This window comes from Roseovarius sp. THAF8, from assembly GCF_009363735.1.
Taxonomy (GTDB): Bacteria; Pseudomonadota; Alphaproteobacteria; order Rhodobacterales; family Rhodobacteraceae; genus Roseovarius.
In genome coordinates, this window is sequence record NZ_CP045410.1 from 1,140,369 (window position 1) to 1,159,348 (window position 18,980).

14 protein-coding genes are annotated in these 18,980 nt (G+C 61.7%); 3 read left to right on the forward strand and 11 right to left on the reverse strand.

The window, feature by feature from the left end; genetic code table 11:
• Nucleotides 1–37: 37 nt before the first annotated feature.
• The 8 genes from FIU85_RS05545 to FIU85_RS05580 form a co-directional block, all read right to left on the reverse strand.
• A complete protein-coding gene (locus FIU85_RS05545) occupies nucleotides 38–493 on the reverse strand; it encodes a hypothetical protein (protein WP_152496163.1) in 456 nt (151 codons plus the stop codon).
• Nucleotides 490–1,797, reverse strand: coding sequence for a site-specific integrase (locus FIU85_RS05550; RefSeq protein ID WP_152496164.1), 1,308 nt, complete (start codon nucleotides 1,795–1,797; stop codon nucleotides 490–492). The genes FIU85_RS05545 and FIU85_RS05550 overlap by 4 nt, the downstream gene beginning before the upstream one ends.
• Nucleotides 1,798–2,217: 420 nt before the next feature.
• Complete coding sequence (locus FIU85_RS05555) at nucleotides 2,218–4,029, reverse strand: GMC oxidoreductase (protein WP_152496165.1); 1,812 nt, start codon at nucleotides 4,027–4,029, stop codon at nucleotides 2,218–2,220.
• Nucleotides 4,022–4,864: a glycosyltransferase family 25 protein gene (locus FIU85_RS05560; protein WP_152496166.1), complete on the reverse strand. Its 843-nt coding sequence runs from the start codon at nucleotides 4,862–4,864 to the stop codon at nucleotides 4,022–4,024. The genes FIU85_RS05555 and FIU85_RS05560 overlap by 8 nt, the downstream gene beginning before the upstream one ends.
• On the reverse strand, nucleotides 4,861–6,036 hold the full coding sequence (locus FIU85_RS05565) for a DegT/DnrJ/EryC1/StrS aminotransferase family protein (protein WP_152496167.1): 1,176 nt from the start codon (nucleotides 6,034–6,036) through the stop codon (nucleotides 4,861–4,863). The genes FIU85_RS05560 and FIU85_RS05565 overlap by 4 nt, the downstream gene beginning before the upstream one ends.
• A 47-nt stretch (nucleotides 6,037–6,083) precedes the next feature.
• Nucleotides 6,084–7,241 carry a glycosyltransferase family 1 protein gene (locus FIU85_RS05570; protein ID WP_152496168.1) on the reverse strand — a complete coding sequence of 386 codons (1,158 nt, stop codon included), beginning with the start codon at nucleotides 7,239–7,241 and terminating at the stop codon, nucleotides 6,084–6,086.
• A gap of 34 nt (nucleotides 7,242–7,275) precedes the next feature.
• Nucleotides 7,276–7,866, reverse strand: a complete 591-nt coding sequence (locus FIU85_RS05575) for a sugar transferase (protein WP_254701800.1) — start codon at nucleotides 7,864–7,866, stop codon at nucleotides 7,276–7,278.
• A 430-nt stretch (nucleotides 7,867–8,296) separates the two neighbouring features.
• Nucleotides 8,297–9,214, reverse strand: a complete 918-nt coding sequence (locus FIU85_RS05580) for a glycosyltransferase family 2 protein (RefSeq protein ID WP_152496169.1) — start codon at nucleotides 9,212–9,214, stop codon at nucleotides 8,297–8,299.
• Here FIU85_RS05580 and FIU85_RS05585 point away from each other — a divergent pair.
• A complete protein-coding gene (locus FIU85_RS05585) occupies nucleotides 9,207–10,511 on the forward strand; it encodes a GNAT family N-acetyltransferase (RefSeq protein WP_172978806.1) in 1,305 nt (434 codons plus the stop codon). The genes FIU85_RS05580 and FIU85_RS05585 overlap by 8 nt on opposite strands.
• A gap of 23 nt (nucleotides 10,512–10,534) precedes the next feature.
• Here the strand turns inward: FIU85_RS05585 and FIU85_RS05590 are convergent, their stop codons facing one another.
• Genes FIU85_RS05590 through FIU85_RS05600 form a run of 3 tightly spaced genes read right to left on the reverse strand, consistent with a single transcriptional unit; the run spans nucleotide 10,535 to nucleotide 14,909 of the window.
• Nucleotides 10,535–11,794, reverse strand: coding sequence for a glycosyltransferase family 4 protein (locus FIU85_RS05590; RefSeq protein ID WP_216648894.1), 1,260 nt, complete (start codon nucleotides 11,792–11,794; stop codon nucleotides 10,535–10,537).
• Between the two features lie 8 nt (nucleotides 11,795–11,802).
• Complete coding sequence (locus FIU85_RS05595) at nucleotides 11,803–13,452, reverse strand: hypothetical protein (protein WP_172978808.1); 1,650 nt, start codon at nucleotides 13,450–13,452, stop codon at nucleotides 11,803–11,805.
• 8 nt (nucleotides 13,453–13,460) lie between these two features.
• A complete protein-coding gene (locus tag FIU85_RS05600; RefSeq protein ID WP_152496173.1) occupies nucleotides 13,461–14,909 on the reverse strand; it encodes a hypothetical protein in 1,449 nt (482 codons plus the stop codon).
• A 706-nt stretch (nucleotides 14,910–15,615) separates the two neighbouring features.
• Here FIU85_RS05600 and FIU85_RS05605 point away from each other — a divergent pair.
• Nucleotides 15,616–17,697, forward strand: a complete 2,082-nt coding sequence (locus FIU85_RS05605) for a polysaccharide biosynthesis tyrosine autokinase (RefSeq protein WP_152496174.1) — start codon at nucleotides 15,616–15,618, stop codon at nucleotides 17,695–17,697.
• A gap of 19 nt (nucleotides 17,698–17,716) precedes the next feature.
• Entirely contained in the window at nucleotides 17,717–18,955 is a 1,239-nt protein-coding gene (locus FIU85_RS05610; RefSeq protein ID WP_152496175.1) for a glycosyltransferase, read from the forward strand.
• Nucleotides 18,956–18,980 lie beyond the last annotated feature (25 nt).

The window sequence follows — 18,980 nt, forward strand, 5'->3', positions numbered from 1 at the left end:
GCCCGATTGCGACATCGAAGGAGTCCGAATAAGTCTCCTACTTCTTTGGATCTGAGATCGGCACATAGTGCGGGTGATCGCGCTTTGAGAGTCCGAGGACCATCTCTTTGTGCTCCTTGAATACATCCGGGTCACGGTCTTCTCGACAGCGCTTCAGCGCGTCGGTGACCGTCGTGCGCGAAACGCCGAACCTCTTCTCGGCTGCGTGGAACACGACTTTTGTCGGGACATTGTGGATATCGACCTGGATTTCCACGAATTCCTCCAGCTCCCAGTTCCTCGCCCTCGGCGGAGCGTGTTTCGGCCCCTTAAGCACGAGCTTCCTCCCCCCGACCGGACGCCGATCGGGATGGATCATGTGCGCCAGCATCGTGCGAAAAAGCGGATCGTCGTTGCCTTCCAGCACCTGGTCGGCAACTTCGCGCAGCGCGTCCTCCGGATTACTGAACCTGAGCCGGTAGATTGCCGAGACCTTGTCCTCCCATTTACTCATTTGCCCGTCTCCGTCATTTCGGTTTTCAAAGCGTCACCCTCGCCCATCGAACCGCCGGCTTGCCCGGGCTCGCCGGCAAGAAACCTGTACCAGTCTTCCATCATGTCCCGGCGCTTTTCGACCTGGTCTGCACGATCATAGGCCTGTCGCACTTTCGATCCCACCGAGTGGGCCAGCGCGATCTCCGCCATGTCGCCATCATACTGCGTGTGTTCTCCCACCCAGGTTCGAAACGTCGAGCGCAGTCCGTGCGGCACGGCCGGCGTCGTCAGGCGCGCATCAACGAACCCGCCTTCCCCTTTCCGAAGGCTTGCCTCGTGTATCTTGCGCATGACCGCGGCGAGCGCCGCATCGGAGAGCTCACCGCCTTTACCGTTCCAGAAGACAAGCTGTACGCCGGCAAGGCGCGGAATCTCGTCGAGCAGGGCCATCGCGCGCGATGAGAGTGGCACGCGGTGCGGCCGCCCGGACGGCGGGATCTTCGACGACGTCCGACCGGGCTGGATCGTCCAGAGCTTCCTGTCGAGGTCGATCTCGTCCCACGTCATGAACCGCACGGCACCAGAGCGCGCGGCCGTCAGCGCCTGGAATTCGAGGGCGCGAGCACTCAGCCCCTCGCGCGACAAAAGAGCGGCGAACCAGTCCACAGCATCGTCGAGCTTCAGCGCGGGATAATTGCGCCCGCCGGTCAGCTTCGTGGGCGCCGGCAGGATCATATCGAGGTTCCCGCGCCAACGTGCGGGATTCTCTCCTGCCCGTTGCCCCGCAACTGTCGCGTAATCGAGCACGCGCTCGACGCGCTGGCGCACCTTGGACGCTGTCTCAGTCTTGGTGGTCCAGATGGGTCGGAGAACGTCGAGGACATCCTGCAGTTCAACCTCTGCCACCGGCATATCGCCGATGACAGGTACGGCGTGGCGTTCCAGCGACGCACGCCACTGGCGCCGGTGAACCTTGCTACGGAATTCAACCGCCTTCTCGTCGTCGTAAAGGGCCACGGCCTCGGAGAAAGTCAGCAGCTTGCGCTGGAGCGACTGGCGGTGCGTGATCGGGTCTATCCCCTGCCTGATCTGGTCGCGCGCCTCCCGCGCGTACTCCCGCGCCTTGGCGAGCGGTACGTCGGGATAGGGGCCAAGGCCTGCCTCCCGTCGGCGCCCCCGGAACCGGTAACGAAAAACCCAGGATCGGGAATCGAACTGCCCGATCTGCAGCGCCAGCCCAGCTACCCCTCCAACCGCGTAAGTCCCTTTTCCTTTCAGGCGCTTGACTTCAAGCGACCCGAGCTCTTTCGCACGTTTTGGCATGCCTCGCCCTCCCGAAATCGGCCCGTTTTTGTTCGAACACGGAATCGAACCAGGCGCTTTCCGAGCCCCCGAAATTCTGACCCCTCACGTACCCGCCCAAAGCCGTGTTATTGATGGCTACAGGTCGCGACAGGGCGCGACAAGACATTTCCTGGAAGATACTGAAAGTAATACGGAAAGCGACGAATCGCGACCCGCGGAACACGGCGGTACTCGCCTCCAAATTCTCCCCGTGAATGACAGCACCCTAGGGGGAACTTCCGCTGTCATTAACGCATTCAGCCCCATCTTTGGGCCTGATTTAGCAGATTACTTGCAGTAAACCCTCTTGAACAAGACCCGGGTCAGTGGCGCCGACACAAGGGTGCGGACACCGTGGTTGGCCTTCACGACGCTTCCAGAAACCGGCTGCCACGCGGATCATGCGTTGTCTGCCGGGGCGGCCCGCAGATGATCGGCCAGCCTGTGAGCCAGGGCAACGATCATCAGCGTTGGATTGGCATGGCCGCTGGTTGCGAAAACCGAAGCGCCCGCGACGTAAATGTTGGAAAAGCCGTGCACGCGGCAATCCGCGTCGACGACGCCTTTCGTCGGATCCGTGGCCATCCGCGTCGTACCGGAGGAATGCGCCATGTCGATGATCGTCGCAGGGGCATCGCCCCCATCGCGCACCCAGGGGTCAAGCCTTGGACATGGCAGCCCGGCACGTTCGAACTCAAGCGCGACCAATTCCCCCAGTCGCGCCAATGTGCGCGTCTCCCGCTCTCCCACGCGCCACTGCACGAGAGGCAGCGGTTGCCCGAAGCGATCGACCCGGTCCGACAAGGATACTCTGTTCTCGGCATTCGGAGCCTGCTCGCATATCGCCTGAACGGCCAGACCCGTAAGCTTGTGCGGCATGCCGCCGGTAAGGTACTCCTCGGCGGCGAAATTCGGGCGGAAGCGAAGAACCTGTTCGACGGCGAAACGGGTCAAGCCGGTGGGAAATCGCGGGTGCTGCGCTGCCATGCGCGCGAGACCCTTTGCGATGATACCCGGTGAGCGCAGGACGTTCGCGATATCCTGCAACGTGTTTTCGCTTTGCCCTTTGAGAATCCGCTTCGCCGCCGGAAGCGGATCGTCAGCCGCGCGTTCGCTCGGCATGAACACCGCGCAGTTCAGCAATTCTTCCTTCTGCTGAACTGCGGCCGTCGGGGCCAGGCCCCGCATGTACATGCTGGTGCCGTGTTCGGTTCTCAGTCCGAAAAAGCCGAACATCCTGGACATTGGTATGATCGCGTCGTCTTCGAAATGTGCGACCACCGCACTTGGATGATCCATAAGATAGCGCCCGACGACACCATGACGGTTCCCCAGCCCACGACCGGGCTGGTCCGTGGAATTCAGAAGAAGCCGGGCGTTCTCGATCGCGCTCGCCGCAAGCACGACCTGCCGGGCAGGAATGACCCGGGTCGCACCTTTTGCATCGGCGACACGCACCCCCGTGACACGCCCGCCCGCGGCATCGCACAAAATGGTCAGCGCGGTCGCCCCGGTCACGACGCGGCAGTTCCGTGGCTGGTTCTTCCGAAACTCATGACCCATCTGCATGACTTCCATCGGCGCGATACGCGAACGCGCGAACTGCCAGAAATACGAACCAAGCACATCCCGGTCCGGGCAAGGCACTGGCGCCTCTCGGTTCATCAGCGCCCAAAGCTCTTCGTCATAGCAGTTCGGACCCAGATTGAGGGTACGTGCCGCGCGCTCGAGCGGCTCGGCAAGGTCGCCGGCCGAGATGGGCCAACCACTGTCTGGCAACCAGCTACGGGCGGAGAAGTCGATCGCGTCGAAGGCTGCCGATTTGCCCGCCCAGGCTTGAGTGGAACCACCCAGCACACGGCAACGGACACCGAAGCCCTGCCTGGCGTGATCCCACAAGTCCGTTTGCGCACCGTGAAAATCGCGGCGACGGGCTTGCTGGTCCTCGTTCCAGAGCCCCGGCTCGGTATCGACGGCATTCAGGGCCTCGGCCGCTTCGGTTTCCTCCAGACCGCCGCTTTCCAGCACCAGCACCTCGCGCTCTGTCCCTGCGAGGCCCTGTGCCACGGTCAGCCCTGCGGCCCCGCCGCCGACGATCACGACATCCGACGGCAATTCCTCGCACGGATCGATCTCGTGCAGATCACGCATGCGCCACGTCTGCCGGCTCGGCCGGGCGGGCACGCGACGGGCGCCGTCGCCTTCAACCATGGCGAATCATGTCGTCGTCGACCTGCTGAAAGCCCGGATCGCGGGCGCGCAGCGACCTGTCGGCTTGCGCCAACCGAAGGTTGGCTCGCAGTTTTCGCAGCTTGTTGCGCGCGCGATGCGCCAACCAGGCGAGCCGCTCGCGCGGAGACAGCGGCCCATACTCGTTCATCGGCACCGAGCTCGCCGAGAAACGCTCCATCACCGGAAACGGATAGACCGAGTAGATCGGAAGCCCGGTCTTCCAGAACTCGTCAAGCGACAGATCCCAGGCCGTCTCGATATCGCGGCATGTCTCCATCACGCGTGCCGCGCCTTTCCGGGAAAGCATATACGCCTGCGCGCCTGCCGGGGATGACCGATAGCGCACGATTGACCTGTCGAAAAAGAAATTTAGCTGTTTGGCCGCCGCGTAATACATCCCGAATAGCCGTATGTAATCGATCCCTGTGTCGCTGCAGTATCGGGTGAGTGCATCAAGAGGGAACGCGGTGTCGAAGAGCACGTCATCCTCAAAAACCAGCAGGTAATCGCCTGCACCGTTTTCGGCAAAGTCGGCAATCGCGGTGTAATGACTGGAACAAAGCGCAAGCTGTGATGGTGTCATCTGGCGCGCATAAGTGCGCAGGATCCGAGCGGGATCATACCGCAGAGCGGGGTTGGTGAGCGTCGTATGCGCCTCGAAGAACCGCCACGGGTGACCGAGCGTGGCGAACTGAGCCGTGATACGACGTCGTCGTTCCTCCGCCTGCCTCACGTTGATGACCACGATTTCGAGCGCCGGCGCGGACGGCAAGGTCACAGGTTTGCTGACCGATATGCTGGGTTCATGGATCATGCCAAAGCCTTGCCGGAAATGCCGGGTGCGCGCTGCAAAGCCCGCGCCACCGCGCGCCGCCGAAACTTCATTATCGGCAGCGGGTACTGCGCGCCTAGCGCGACCCGACAGGTGCGCCGCAGGATATCGAGTGTCCTCTCGAAGTCCTCGACGCGGTATTCGATGTCGCGCTTGGCCCACTGATAGGGGTTCATGCGCGGGTCGAACCAGCGCTTTGAAAAGATCACTTCCCAATTGGTAAAGACATGCCGATCGGTTTCGATCAACCGCTCGAAGCCGCGAAGCTGGCCGAAGGCCCGTGCATCCGCCTCGCGGTCGAAGATCACCGCCATGCCGATAGCGTTTTCCGGATCATGATGCGGTGACAGGCGCACACCGGGCGCGTCTTCAAAGACCTCCGCCATCATGCGGTGACGTCGGCGCAGTCGCGTCAGAAGCGGCTCCAGCCGTGCCAACTGCGCATCCAGCATTGCGCCCGTCAGCTCCGACACCCGCATGTTCAGGCAGGAAAACAGTGGCTCGTTGTTTCGCTCGTGACCCCGGATGAAATTGCCAGGATCGTGAAACATCCGCGCCCGCGTGAAAAGCCGGTCGTCATTGGTCAGAACGGCGCCGCCTTCGCCGGACGTCATGTTCTTGTAATGGTTGAAACTGACGGCGTTGACGTCGCCGATGCTGCCGACCCGGCGGCCCTTGTAGGTCGCGCCGATCGCCTGGCAGGCATCCTCGATCACCTTCAGGTCATGGGCGCGTGCGATCTGCATGATCCGGTCCATGTCGCAAACGAGGTTGAGCATGTGCACCGGCATGATGGCCTTGGTCTGAGGCGTTATGTTGCGCTCTATGTCCTCGGGGTCGATTGTCAGGCTTTCGTCGATGTTCACAAGCACCGGCACGGCCCCGACGGCCATGGGGGCGATTGCCGTGGACACCCAAGTATAGGCCGGCACGAGAACTTCGTCCCCCGGCCCGATGCCGGCCGCGGCCAAAGCCGCGACAAGCGCGTTGGTGCCGCTGTTGACGGTCAGGACATGCTCGACGCCCATTGTCTCTGCGAAGGCGGTTTCAAACCGGCTGGTGTATCCGCGGTCTCCTTTCGCATAACGGAGCAGTTGCCCGTCGGCGACCACGTGACCCAACCTGAAAAGTTCCTTGAATCCGACTCTCGGCATGGTGTTGTCCAATGATGTAAGGCGCCTTTTTTCGCGCCGAATAAGTATTAAAGCATCGTAGAAAGGCGTTGCCAGAGTGTCGCCCCGGCCTGATCCCAAGTCAATTGTTGCGCACGCACCCGCCCCCGGGCCTCAAGCGCCGATCGTGCGGCGTCGTCCCCCAGGTATTTCAGCACTGCCTCCGCCCACGCACCGGGATCACGCGTCGGCAACACGCAAGCACCCGGGCCACTGACCTCCGGGATCGCGCCGCCGTCCGACACCAGCGCGGCCGTCCCGCAATGCATCGCCTCGATCGGAGGCAGGCCGAACCCTTCCGTGACCGACGGAAAGAGAAAGGCCGTTGCCTGCGTATAGAGCGCACGCAATTCCGCGTCGTTTACCGGCCCCACGAAGACTGCGTTTCTTGGCGGGGACCACCCGCGCGCCTCGTAGTCCCGGCGCCCGGGCTGCCCGACCAGCACCAATGGGACATCGGCCAGTTGCGGAGCCTCGAAAGCGCGGAACAAAGTCGCCAGGTTCTTGTGCGGTTGCAGCGATCCCAACGCCACTACAAAGCGCCGGTCGGCCAGGTTCATCCGTTGCAGTATCGTTTCGTCCGGGGCGGTGCGCAGGATATGGTCCGTCCCGTTATGCACCACGAACGTCTTGTCGAGAGGCGCAAAACCCAGCTCCGCGAGTGTCTGGCGCGAATGCTCTGACACGGTCAGTATCGCGCGCGCGTGCCGCGAGATCTGCCGCCAGAGCAGCCGGTACCCCAGCACCTGCCGCCGGCTGTAGGACTGGGGCTGTGTCAGGATCTGCGCGTCATGGATCATCACGACGCTGTTGCGATGCAGGATCGGACCCAGATTGCAGAAATTGACCAGAAGTTCCCCACGGGTCAGCGCCGGCAAGGTCAACATCTCCCACCCCTGGCCCTTGCCAAGCCGGCCGGCGAACACTTCAGGCTCCAGGCCAAGCATGCCTACGGTCCTGACGTCGTTCACGTGCGGTGCCACGATCCTGGCCGGTATGACCCCTTGCGCCCGCCGCATGATCTGGGCGGAGAAGTTCAGGGCGGTCCGGTGCACGCCGTTCCGCATCAGATCACCTTGCAGGAACTTGCCGTTGATCGTGATACGGCTGACAGACGAGACGCTGTCAGTGTGTGCAAGAGCGAGATCAGACCTCTGGAGCTGTGTCACCGTTTCAACCGATCGCATCGAGGCAACGCCTTTTACCGGGATCTATACGCCATCATACAGCACCGCGACGTGCCAGAACAATTCCGATTGTTTGAAGCAGGATCTTCAGATCCGACGAAAGGGATGCCGACCGAATATAGCGTACATCAAGTGCGACACGTTCGGGATAATCCGTATCGCTGCGTCCGCTGACCTGCCACAGGCCGGTCAACCCCGGGCGCACGGACTTGTAGTACGCTGCGTGCAATCCGTAGAATTCCAGCTCCGCCTGGGTGATCGGCCGCGGTCCGACTAGCGTCATGTCGCCGCGCAGCACGTTGATCAGCTGTGGCAGCTCGTCGATGCTGGTGCGCCGCAGAAACCGTCCAACCCACGTGACACGGCTGTCATTCTCGAACTTGTAGTTTGCCGTCCATTCGGCACGCGCGACCGGGTCCGTCTTCAGAATGAACTGAAGCAGGTTCTCGGCATCCGGAACCATCGTGCAGAATTTGAGGCAGCCGAATTGTTGCCCGCCGAGGCCCACCCTTCGATGCTGGAAGAACACGGGACCGCCAGTTGTAAGCCTGATCGCTACTGCTGCCGCCAGCATCACGGGAAAAAGAGCCAGAAGAGCGGAACCGGCAATGACCTTATCGAGCAATAACTTGGTTACAGATGCGGATCTTCGGGCGTCAGTGCGACCGCTCAAATATGACGGAACTTCGACCTTTCCATTAGGCAATACCTCAACTGGACCCTGCTTAGCAGGATCTTCAAACACAAACATAGTATTTCCCCCAATTTTCGGGCCGCTATCGCCCGAAACCTTTCCTTAAAATGACATCAAATTGCCGCAATCCAACATATCACATGTTTTAACTTTCCATTAAGGAAATTCGACTCCACACACGCAGAGCGCGCATCCGCCTCTCGCAACTCTTCTTTCGCGACAGATTGCACTGCAGGCTTGAAAAAGATTGTTTCCAATACCTTGTGAGACCGCTTCAAACCGGGTGCTTGCGGACAAAAATCGTCCCTGAACAAGAGCGGTAGAGCAAAATCGCTCGATCGCGATGACCGTCGAAACGCCTTTAGAGCGAATCGATTCTGCCTGGAGTCGCCCGCCCGAGCAGCACATCGCAGAGACCGCGCCAGTTCCCACGCATCCGGCCCGCACGGTCGATCCACGGCTCCGGCCGGAGCGCCTTGACGTGGTTGGCCACCACGTTTCTCAGGACGAGGTTCAGGGCGTGACCGGCAGTGACCGTGCCCTTCCGCCACAGGTAGTGCAGGTTCACGACCTGGCTGTACCCAAGAAGCTCACCGCGACTCTCTCTTCCTGCCTTGGTTCCCAGATGCACACCCGTGAAGTTCTCGATCTGAACGCAGCGCCCAGGCAGTCTCGCACCGAAATCGACATCTTCCTGCCATCCATAGGCCGGCAGCACTTCATCGAACCGCAGACCATGAGCGGCACTGCTGCGTATGGCCATGTTGCAGCCGTAAAGCCCAAGTGTGTCCCGAACGATCCGCGGGGGGGCCTGAGGATCAGGGTCGAAAGCGGTGTCCCAATCGCTCAGCATGGTCGCGGCCTCTTGGGGCGAGAGCCCGGGCCCGTTGATGCCGTCCGCGACAAGCGTCCCGGTAATGCCATCCACATCCTCGTGAAACCCGAAGCCCCGCACCAGTTCGGACAATGCATGACGGGACGGGTAGAAATCGTCGTCGTAGAAAACGCAAAAGTCGATGTCGTCCCCCAGCCTGTCCAGGGCGCGATTGCGTTGCTTGCACGCCCCGGCCGCGCTGATGATCACCTCACCCGAGATTGCCGGGTCCAGAAGGGTCTCAAGGTCGAAATCGGCATCGGCAGGACTGGTGACCGCGAAAACCAGTTTCGCCGGTTTCAGGGTTTGCCGGTTGATAAATGGAACAAGCCCTTGCAATACGTCCGATCGCCCTTTCGAAGCGACAATTATGGCAACACGGGCTTCGGACTGGGACGTGAACATCGGGCGAATTGCTTTCCTGCGAATGGCGCACCCAGCTAGAAAGAATTTGCCGCGCGCGTCAATCCATCGCCGCATACGAAACATGGCAGCGCCCGCCCTGCGGGAACCCGGTTACACGCGTATCTCGGCAGGCCTTTTTCAAAGGGCCCCGAGTTTTGCTCACTATACGCAACCAGTGCCCTCCACTACTGTTGCCGACATGAACCCTATCTCAAGCAAGCTCCGGCCTGGTATCGAATTGATCGACCCGTCAGACCTCGATTCCGGGCTCATGCAGACATGGCGCCAATTGCAGGCGGGCAACCCTCTGTTGCGCAGCCCGTTCTTTTCGCTCGCGTTCCTTCAGGTCGTTGCCGACGTCCGCAGTGACGTCAAAATCGCCATCCTGCGGGACGGCGACACCATAAAGGGGTTCTTTCCATTTCACCGTCGGCCCGGCGCGCGTGGGGCACCACTGGCCGCGCCGATTGCCGATTACCAGGGCATCGTGGGCGAGGCGCCAGAGGCCTTGCATCCGCGCGATTTACTGGTGGCGTGCGGCCTCTCCACATACGATTTCGACCATGCGCTCCGCGACACCCCCTTGTTCGAAAGAAATGCGTTTCGACGGACCGGGTCACCATTGATAGACCTCTCGGACGGGATCGAGGCCTGGCGTGCGGGGCGGATGAACTCTGGCAGCGCACTCAAAAACGTCGAGCGCAAACTGCGAAAAATGGAGCGCGAACTTGGGCCGGTCCGGTTCGAAACGGATGACAAGGCAGCCGATACCTGGACAACCTTTCTGACCTGGAAGCGGGCGGCGATCGCTGCGATGGGCGCGCGGTTCGTGCTCGATCAGCCGTGGGCGATGCAGGTCCTCGAACGGATTCGCGGCACGGATCAGCCGGAATTCTCGGGCCGCCTCTCTTCGCTTTATGCGGGCGACCGCCTTGTCGCGGCGCATTTCGGGATGAGGTCGGAAAACACCTGGCACTGGTGGTTTCCCACCTACGACAACGCGGCGTCTCGGTACACGCCCGGGCTCGGGTTGCTGCTGCATTGTGTCCGGCAGGCCGCGAAAGAAGGACTGACCGAGATAGATCTAGGGCGCGGCGACGAGCGTTACAAAAAGGAATTCGCCAACGAGACGCGCGCGCTCTGCGAAGGGTCACTGGAACGCGGCCTGACACCGCCCGGCGCGGCGCGGCGTTTCCGCAAGTTCACCTATCGCACCGCGGAAACCGTGCTTCCGCCCCGGTATCTCGATCTCAAGCGACGCGCGTTCAACCGCCTTCTTCGGGCCGGACAGGTATAGGCACGACGCCGGCTCTCCGTCGCTCAACGCGCCACGGCAGCACCATAGAGTTCGACCAGCATGTCAGCCCAACTGTCCGGTGTCGTCGACAGGAGTGATCCGTCGGAGAAACCTCGTCTGCTCATTCCGGCGACCTCCGCGCTGTTCATATCCCGGATGCGTGACAGCTTGGCATCGACGTCCGCAGGATCGAACACATCAAAGGCCAGCCCGCAGCCCAGGCGTTCGACATCCGCCGCCAACGCCGTCTGGTCCGAGACAAGCACCGGAAGGCCGCATTGCGCGGCCTCGGCAATCACGAGACCAAAGGTCTCGGGATGTCGGGAGGGCATGACTAGCGCGCGCGCATCGGCGACCAGCGCACCGATCCGGTCCGCGGGCTGCCACCCTGCCAGTTCAACCGTGGGATAGTCTCGTTCGATCCGGTCATGCAGATCGCCAACCCCGATCAGCCTCAATCGCTGGCCGGTGCGTGCCGCGGCCTCGACCAGGTCCATGACCCCCTTGTCCCGTTCCAAGCGGCCGACATAGACCAAAAGATCATTCTCCTCCGCCTCAACCCGCGTAGCGGTGTAGGGTTCGGCCGGGTTGCGCACGACCCGCAACAGACGTTCCGGGTACCCCGCGCGTCGGAACTTTTCCACCTGCTGCTCGTGGATCGCGATGACACCGGCCCAGGGCGCTTGCCGGTCAATGTGCCGGAACAAGACCGCGTGGCGTGCAGCACGCCAAAGCTTGTGCGCATAGTTGCGTTTGTCGCAGTTCGTCATCCAGCAGGCCGCGCTCAGCGGCACCAGCGGGCAACTATGACCACGGCGATAATTCATGTACATCCCGTTCGGACAGGCCAGAAAATTGTCGTGGGCATGCAGGAATACCCGGTCCGCGACCGGCCTCAGGGCCCGAAAGACCGACGGCGAAAAGATCTGGGACCAGTTATGCATGTGATAGACCGTTCCCGGCCCATCCAGCCCGGAAACGGCCCGGGCGACAAACTTCTCCGCCGCAGCGTCATGCAATCCCCGGGCAAGGGCCTCCCCCTTCGACCGGCTCAGCAGATCGCTGCCACCATACGCGATCACGTCGACGCCCAGATCGGCAAGTTCCGGATTGTCGCCCGCATCCCCGGTGACGAAACTTACGGCCAGCCCGCGTTCCCTCAGCTTCTGGATCAGAAGCAGCGCAAGGATCGCGGCTCCGCCGTTGCGGCTACTGTGATCGTTGAACACCACCACGCGCTCGACCCTATCGTCAGCAGCGTACCGCGACGGCGTCGATGCCATGACCTCTGTCATTGCGCACTCAGTACGGTCACGCGCCAGCGCGTGTGGTCCCCCTCGGCGCTGCGGTTTGGCCCCAGGATGACCTCCACGCCTTCACCGGCACCAAGAGCTATCCCGTCGGATCGCAGGGTCGTCGGCGTCGAAACGACGGTCTTCGACACGACGCGCCCCTCGTGCCGCACTGTCAACAGAACCCCGTCCGTGCTGTCCGCGTCCGGCGCGACCTCTACGCGCAGATCGACCTCGCGCGGCGCGCGCGTGTCGTACCGATAGACAACCGACACCGGGTCGTCCGGCCCCCAGGATGACGGCACGGCCCAATCCGCGCCAACCCGGACCGTCCCGTCCTGCGGCAGGGCCAGATAGGGGGTCCAGGGGACGCCGTCGCTCTCCTGCCCAGGACGCGGTTCCAGCGGCAGGTCGGTCTCACCCCGCCGGACGAACAGGGACCTGTCCTCGACCTCCAGGTACGAAAACCCGTCATAGCTGTCGGCCAGCACCCGCTGAGGACCGAGCCTGACCGTGTCACCCAGCTCGACCGGGGGGCCATCCGAAAGGATCAAGAGCGTCTTGTCGCGCGACAACCGCAAAGGTGCCTCCAGCATGAGGCCCGCGCTGTTCAATGCCCGCAAACCCGGGGCCAACATGACGCCGCGCGGCGCGCCCCATATCACCAACGCGCTCTGGCCGAACTTGCACGCATAGGTAAAGGGGTCGGGTGCGACATCGCTTGCGACCCGGCCTTCGAGATGCGCACGGATAAGCGCGAAAGCCTGCCCCGTGGCCGTCGGCGTTCCGTCATCGTCAACGATGGGGACCAGCCCGTCGCCACGCGGGCTGAACGGGTACCAGATTGCACGGTTCACGCCGCCAAGCGCCATCTGGCAATACATACGCACAAGATAATCCGGGGCCTGGTCGGCATCGGTGGTGCCGAACTCGGTGATGGCGATCGGCATGTCCGACAGGCCCGGCACCTGGCGCAGCACGTCGATCTGGCGCCCGATCATTTCCGGCTTGCTCGTATAGGGGTGCAACACGAAGGCATCCATGTGCACCAGACCACCGGCGGCAACCACGGCTTCGGCCCACGCCACGGGAACCGAATGCGCCGCTCCGCCCAGGATCTCGATCTCCGGCCTGATCGCTCGAACGGCGCCCGCGGTGGTCGCAAGCAGGTCCACATAGGCCTCCGCCCGCGCCTGAAGGTCGGGTGGCCAGCCTTCGAGCTCCGCAAACTCCCACGAATTGAACTCGTTGCCGATCTCGATCGCCTCTATGGCGGGAAACCGCTGCAGGATCCGCGTCTGATAATTCGCGAACGCCGCCTGCCCCTCTGCGTCTTGCGGCACATGCCCCTCCTCCCAGTTCGGGTGCCCGCTATAGGCCAGAAGAAGCAGATTCGCGCCAAGCTCCGCAAGCATCTCCGGGTATGCCTCGCGCATTGACCCGAACTCCAGCCGTCCGTCCGACTGTTCCACGTGGTTCCAGATCACCTCGTCGCGAAACACCTCGACGCCCAGCTTTCGACCTCCCGCGAGCGCCTCCGGCTGCCAGCTTTGGCCGAAATTCGACGCCGCACCCAGCAAAGGCCCCCGCAGCGGCTCGGCTGCAACGGCGCTCGTCATCGCCACGAAGGCCAGAACCCAAGGTCGCACGGCGCGGATCAAGGCACTTGCCTCCGGCGCAGTCCATGCGCGGGTCGCGGGTGCGCAAGCCACTGGGAGGCGTTGTCCGCCCGCACCACGATCCGGCTGCGCGACAGCCCGACAACCAGGCCCGCGAAGATGAAAAAGAGCGTGCCCAGGTTCGGCGTAGCTGCCGTCAGCATTGCCGCGATGATCTGCGCCAGACACGCCACCTTCAGGGCTTGAATGACGTTGTCGCGTGGTTTCGACCCGGTTCTTGCCGGTGCCGAAAACAACGAGGCCAGGAACAAGAGATAAAGTGCCGTACCAAGGACCCCCAGGCTGCCGAGGCAAGCCATGAACCAGTTCGATGCCCGCACACTGCCAAGCCCCGCCCCCATCAGCCACGTATCCGTGAAATTCTTGTACGCCTGGGCATTCCACGCCATCCGCTCGACGCCCGAGTCGCTTTGAAGCTTGCTGAAAAGCGTTTCGTTCAGGAACCGCTCCACGACGTCGAACATATGGTACCCGACCAGCATCGCGATGCCGGCCAGCCACGCGACCGCGATCGTCGTGACAAGATAGAAGGCCACCCGTCTCGGAAACGCCCCTCCGGCCGATCTGAACAGTACCGCTATGGAATAGTATATCAGCAGCAATACCAGCGCGACATAGGCCCCCGACGAGGTCGAGCGCAGGACACAGAAAAGCGCGATCAGGAGCATCGCCGTGACCAGCCGTGACCTGGCCGACACCGTCCAGTAATGCAGCCAGAATCCGAAGAGCACGACAGAAAAGGAACCGAACGCCGAAGCTTCGGGCATGCCGCCCACCATGCGTTTGATACCCGCCATTTCATGGAAAACAGCCATGGCGTAATTCGCCGTCCGAAGCGGGTCCATCAGTGTCTTCAATCCGGCAGCGGCAGAGACCACGTCGATCATCCCGAGCGCGAAATTGACCGATGTGCAAATCACCAGTGCCTTGAACACCGCCCCTTCATCCGGCCGCAGGCGATAGAGCGTCGCCAAGGCCAGAAAGACGAGGGACGACAAAAGGAAATAAAAGCTCTGCGTGATGTTGCCGCTCGATGGCGCAAGAGGGATGGAGATGATCCGATCTTCGTTCACCGCGCGCGACAATCCGAAGATCTCCGTATCGCCCGCAAAGATCCGCGGAAAGAACACAGCCGAGATGAAGCAGTAGATCAGGAGCAGAAGCAGGAAGAAACCGGGCTGCAAGGGCATCAGGGTCCCAAGAATACGATCCGGCCCGCCATGACGGGCAATGGCTATGAAGAAGACGATGCACAACGTGAATTCGAGCTGCCCTATCGTGGCCCCACCGAGCGCCGGTAGGTTGAAGGCGGCCGCGGCGCCGAACGGCGCCAGTCCGACGAATGCCCAAAGTCCCCGGAACGGGCCGATCCAAAGCAGCGTTGCGGCAGCAACAAGCGCAAGAAATGTGCTTGGAACGATTTCCAAATCAGGCCCCTACAAATAATCGACTGCGCAGTTCATCGACGAACTTTGAAAAAACGCACCGCCCCGCACCTTGGCGCGTGTCGCGGTACCAAGACTAGACGATCCCGCGCTCAAACAAAGAAAATTGTCCAATTTCGCTCAAACCGCGCGCCATGCACCCCAAGCGCGTAAGCAGTGCGGTGGCATCGCGTGAATTGGACATGATTTGGCAACGATAAGACCTTCGACCCCGGTCCGCGAAAGCTGCGTGCAGGCCGTATGCCGACAAGCCTCGATTATCGTGCGGCTACCAGGAACCAGACATGACAGATGGCGAAACCCAGCAGGTTATGCCACAGAATTGCCTTCACAAGGACACCAAAATGGTCTTGGGACGAGAGTGATCGTCGGCTCTATCGCACAGCGCGAATCATCATGCAGAACACCCGAAACCTGATCTCCCAAAACCCGCTCAGCGTTCACTTTTACGCACGAATAGCAACAATTCTCCAAGACTGTTCACATTCTGACCCAAGATCAAATGCATTTCCCGGTATTCGTTGACTCGAAGCGGCGCTCCCAAGCTTAATTGGACGGGGGTTTTTACGAATTTAGTATCCCAGCCGCATTCGGATCGGCATGTATACGTGTCTGTCCGTCCGCTTGAAAAGCGGCGTGATTTTGACGGCAGGGTAAGACAAGTGATTGTAAACTGGAGTGGTCTCGGATGAATACGGTCTTCCCGGAGTCCGACCGGATGCGGGTCGACGCGTCGATGCACGGCGCAAGCAGATCGCGTGATCCTGACGCCGTCGACATGCGCGCGCTTCTGGGACAGTTCTTGCGCCGCTGGAAGCTGATCCTGGGCCTGAGCGCGTTGGCCGCATACACGGCATATTTCCTCGTCAGCCTTCTGCCCTTCTCCTATAGCGCGACAACGAAAATCCTGCTCGACCCCAGCCGTGCCCAGTTTCTCACCGGCATCGAGGTTCTTGAAAACCGCGAACCGTCGCAACAGGTGATCAACGGCGAAATCGCGATTCTGACCTCCAATCTCCTGCTTCAGGATGTCATCGAAACGGTCGGGCGCGAGCGTATCCTCGCCCTCGTTCCGGAACTGAACGAGCTGCCGCAGGAAACGCTCATGGACGGGCTTGTCTGGGCGGTGCGCGAACGATTGACGGTCTGGGCCGAAAACGAAAGCTATGTCATCGTGATGTCGTTTTCGTCGCGCGATCCACAGCTCACGATGGACCTGCCCAACGTGCTGGCAGAGCGTTACCTCGCCAATCAGGTCGACACCCGCAGGCAAACGATCCGACAAGCCGGAAGTTGGCTCGAAGAGCGGCTGGAAGCGCTTGGCGATGAAGTGGCCAAGACGGAAGAAGACGTCGCCAAGATGCGGACCGAAAGCCTGCTTGCGAATGGCGGCACGCTGGAAAACGCCAGCGAACAGATATCGAGGCTGAACAATCAACTGGTCGAAGCGCGCGCCGCGCGCACGACGGCCGAGGCGCAGATGCTTCAGCTGCGTCAGGTCATGGAAAACCAGGGCCCGCTTGCGGCCGCGGCCCTGGTGCCAAGCACTGCCATGGACGACCTGCAAGAGCGCGCTGTCGATCTGCGTCAGCTTGATGCCGGATGGGCCGAAACCGTGGGGCCCGATCACCCCCGCCGCGCCCGCATCCTCCGCGATCTGAAACAGATCGAGGACGAAATCGCCCTGGAAGTGCGTCTCGAACTGGAGAATCTCGAAAGCGGATACGAGGTCGCGCGGCTGAGTGAGGACGCGATCGGCGAGACCATCAGCCAGATGGAACGGCGCGTCGTCGAAATGTCCCGCGGTGAAATCGCCCAGCGCAAGACCGAACGGCAGGCACAGGCCGCACGCCAGACCTACGAGGCATTGCTTTCAAAGCTCACCGACGCGCGCACCCAGGAACGCCTGCAAAACGCCGAGGCCAAGCTGATCGAGCGCGCCACCCTGCCGTTGAGCCCCTCTGCGCCGAGGCCGAAACTGATGGCCGCGCTGGCCGGCACCACGATGTTGGCCCTTGTATCCGTCTGGGCCTTCATGGCCGAATTGACCGCAACGACCTTCCGAACGCCGAGGGAGGTCGCCGACGAGATCGGCCTTCCCGTCGTCGCCACCTTGCCCGCCGAACGCTGGTTCTCGACTCGCGGTTTCCTGAAACACATTCGAAAGAAGCCGTATTCGCCTTTCGCCGAGAATATTCGCAAGCTCATGACGATGCTGCTGATGCGCGATGAATTCGCGATCTCCACAAGCGTGACGGTGCTGTCCACGAAGCCAGGCGAAGGCCGCACGACCACGGCGCTGGCCTTGGCGGAAGTGTCGGCGCGCTCCGGTCGCGCCGCGATTTTCGTAGATTTCGACCTGCGCCAGGCAACCGTGGCACGGCAATTCCATTGGAAGGTTCAGCATGACCTGGCAGATGTAATCGCAGGCGAGTGCGACCTGAAACAGGCCATCAGCACGCCTGAAGACATGCCGTTCGACGTTCTGGTGTGCGCACGCCCCTCGCCCGAAATCGCAGAGGAGCTTTCGAGCCTGGATATCGAGGCGATCGTCGAAGAACTCAAACAGCTCTACGACATGGTCATTCTGCAGGGACCTGCGCTCCTGTCCTCGGCCTTTTCCGTCATCGTCGCCAAGGCATCGGACAATCGCGTTCTTGTCATCGAAAGCGAAAAGACCAGGCGCAGCGAAGTGAAGGAAGGGCTGGCCATGCTGCAAAAGCTGCGACTGCCGGTCGAAGGCATTGTGTTAAACAAGTTGCGCACGTAGGCGAAAAGGTCCCAATGGCATGAGTACGGTCGACGTATCACTCGTTCAACCCCTCGATCCCGGGCAATCCGGCCGGTCCGAGGCCGAGGTGCGTGGCTCTGCGTCCCACGGCCCCGCAATTCTGCACGGGGCGCAACCGCGCGTCGCGCTGATACATTACTGGCTGGTCGGCATGCGCGGCGGTGAAAAAGTGCTTGAAGCCCTCTGCCGCCTCTTTCCCGATGCCGACATCTACACGCATGTCTACGATCCTGGCAAAGTCAGCTCCACGATCCGGCGCCACAGGGTCTTCACGACGAACATCGCGCGGCTGCCGATGGCGCGGCGCTTTTACACCAAGTATGTCTCGAAGATGCCGCGCGCGCTGGAAGACCTGGATTTGTCCGCCTACGACCTTGTGATTTCGTCCGAATCCGGTCCCGCAAAGGGGGTGATCCCGCAACCCAATGCCCTGCATCTAAGCTATGTGCATTCCCCCATGCGCTACATCTGGGACCAGTACGGCCTCTACCGCAAGAACACCGATCCGCTGACCAGGGCCCTGATGGGGCCCTTGACCAGCCGGTTGCGAAGCTGGGACGTCACGAGCGCTGCACGGGTCGATGATTTTGTGGCGAATTCGCATTTCGTGCAGCGCAGGATCATGAAGTACTGGCGGCGCACGTCGCACGTGATCCATCCGCCCGTCGACGTGTCGGCTTTCGCCCCTTCGCCCGATACCGAAGTCGGATCGTTCTACCTCTATGCCGGCGAACTGACCTCCTACAAACGCCCCGATCTCGCGATCGAGGCGTTCAATCGCCTCGACAAGCCCCTGATCGTCATCGGCGGACCTGACAAGGCGCGACGTGCCCTGGCCCGGGGCGCCGGGCGCAATATCCGCTTCCTGGGTCGTGTCTCGGACGACAAGCTGAAATCCTACTTTGCCGCGTGCCGGGCCCTGATCTTTCCCGGCGAAGAGGATTTCGGCATCCTGCCCGTGGAAGTCATGGCGGCGGGTCGGCCCGTGATCGCGTATGGTCGCGGCGGCGTGCTCGACACCGTGGTGGACGGAGAGACCGGCCATCTCTTCCACGACCAGACGGCCGATTCTCTGGTCGACGCGGTGCGACTGTTCGAATCCGAACAGCTGCAACGGCTGGACAGCCGGCTCATCATGTCGCATGCCGCGCGTTTCGACGAGACCCAGTTCCGAGACAGGTTCATCGACCTGTTGGAATCACACGGAATTCAGACAGTAAGGCCAAAGGGGCCCTGAGCCTTTGGCGCGATCGGATCGGGAA

Bases quoted from the DNA above. Each gene is read 5' to 3' on its own strand.
- FIU85_RS05545 (WP_152496163.1), bottom strand. From the start codon at position 493: ATGAGTAAATGGGAGGACAAGGTCTCGGCAATCTACCGGCTCAGGTTC.
- FIU85_RS05550 (WP_152496164.1), bottom strand. From the start codon at position 1,797: ATGCCAAAACGTGCGAAAGAGCTCGGGTCGCTTGAAGTCAAGCGCCTG.
- FIU85_RS05555 (WP_152496165.1), bottom strand. From the start codon at position 4,029: ATGGTTGAAGGCGACGGCGCCCGTCGCGTGCCCGCCCGGCCGAGCCGG.
- FIU85_RS05560 (WP_152496166.1), bottom strand. From the start codon at position 4,864: ATGATCCATGAACCCAGCATATCGGTCAGCAAACCTGTGACCTTGCCG.
- FIU85_RS05565 (WP_152496167.1), bottom strand. From the start codon at position 6,036: ATGCCGAGAGTCGGATTCAAGGAACTTTTCAGGTTGGGTCACGTGGTC.
- FIU85_RS05570 (WP_152496168.1), bottom strand. From the start codon at position 7,241: ATGCGATCGGTTGAAACGGTGACACAGCTCCAGAGGTCTGATCTCGCT.
- FIU85_RS05580 (WP_152496169.1), bottom strand. From the start codon at position 9,214: ATGTTCACGTCCCAGTCCGAAGCCCGTGTTGCCATAATTGTCGCTTCG.
- FIU85_RS05590 (WP_216648894.1), bottom strand. From the start codon at position 11,794: ATGGCATCGACGCCGTCGCGGTACGCTGCTGACGATAGGGTCGAGCGC.
- FIU85_RS05605 (WP_152496174.1), top strand. From the start codon at position 15,616: ATGAATACGGTCTTCCCGGAGTCCGACCGGATGCGGGTCGACGCGTCG.
- FIU85_RS05610 (WP_152496175.1), top strand. From the start codon at position 17,717: ATGAGTACGGTCGACGTATCACTCGTTCAACCCCTCGATCCCGGGCAA.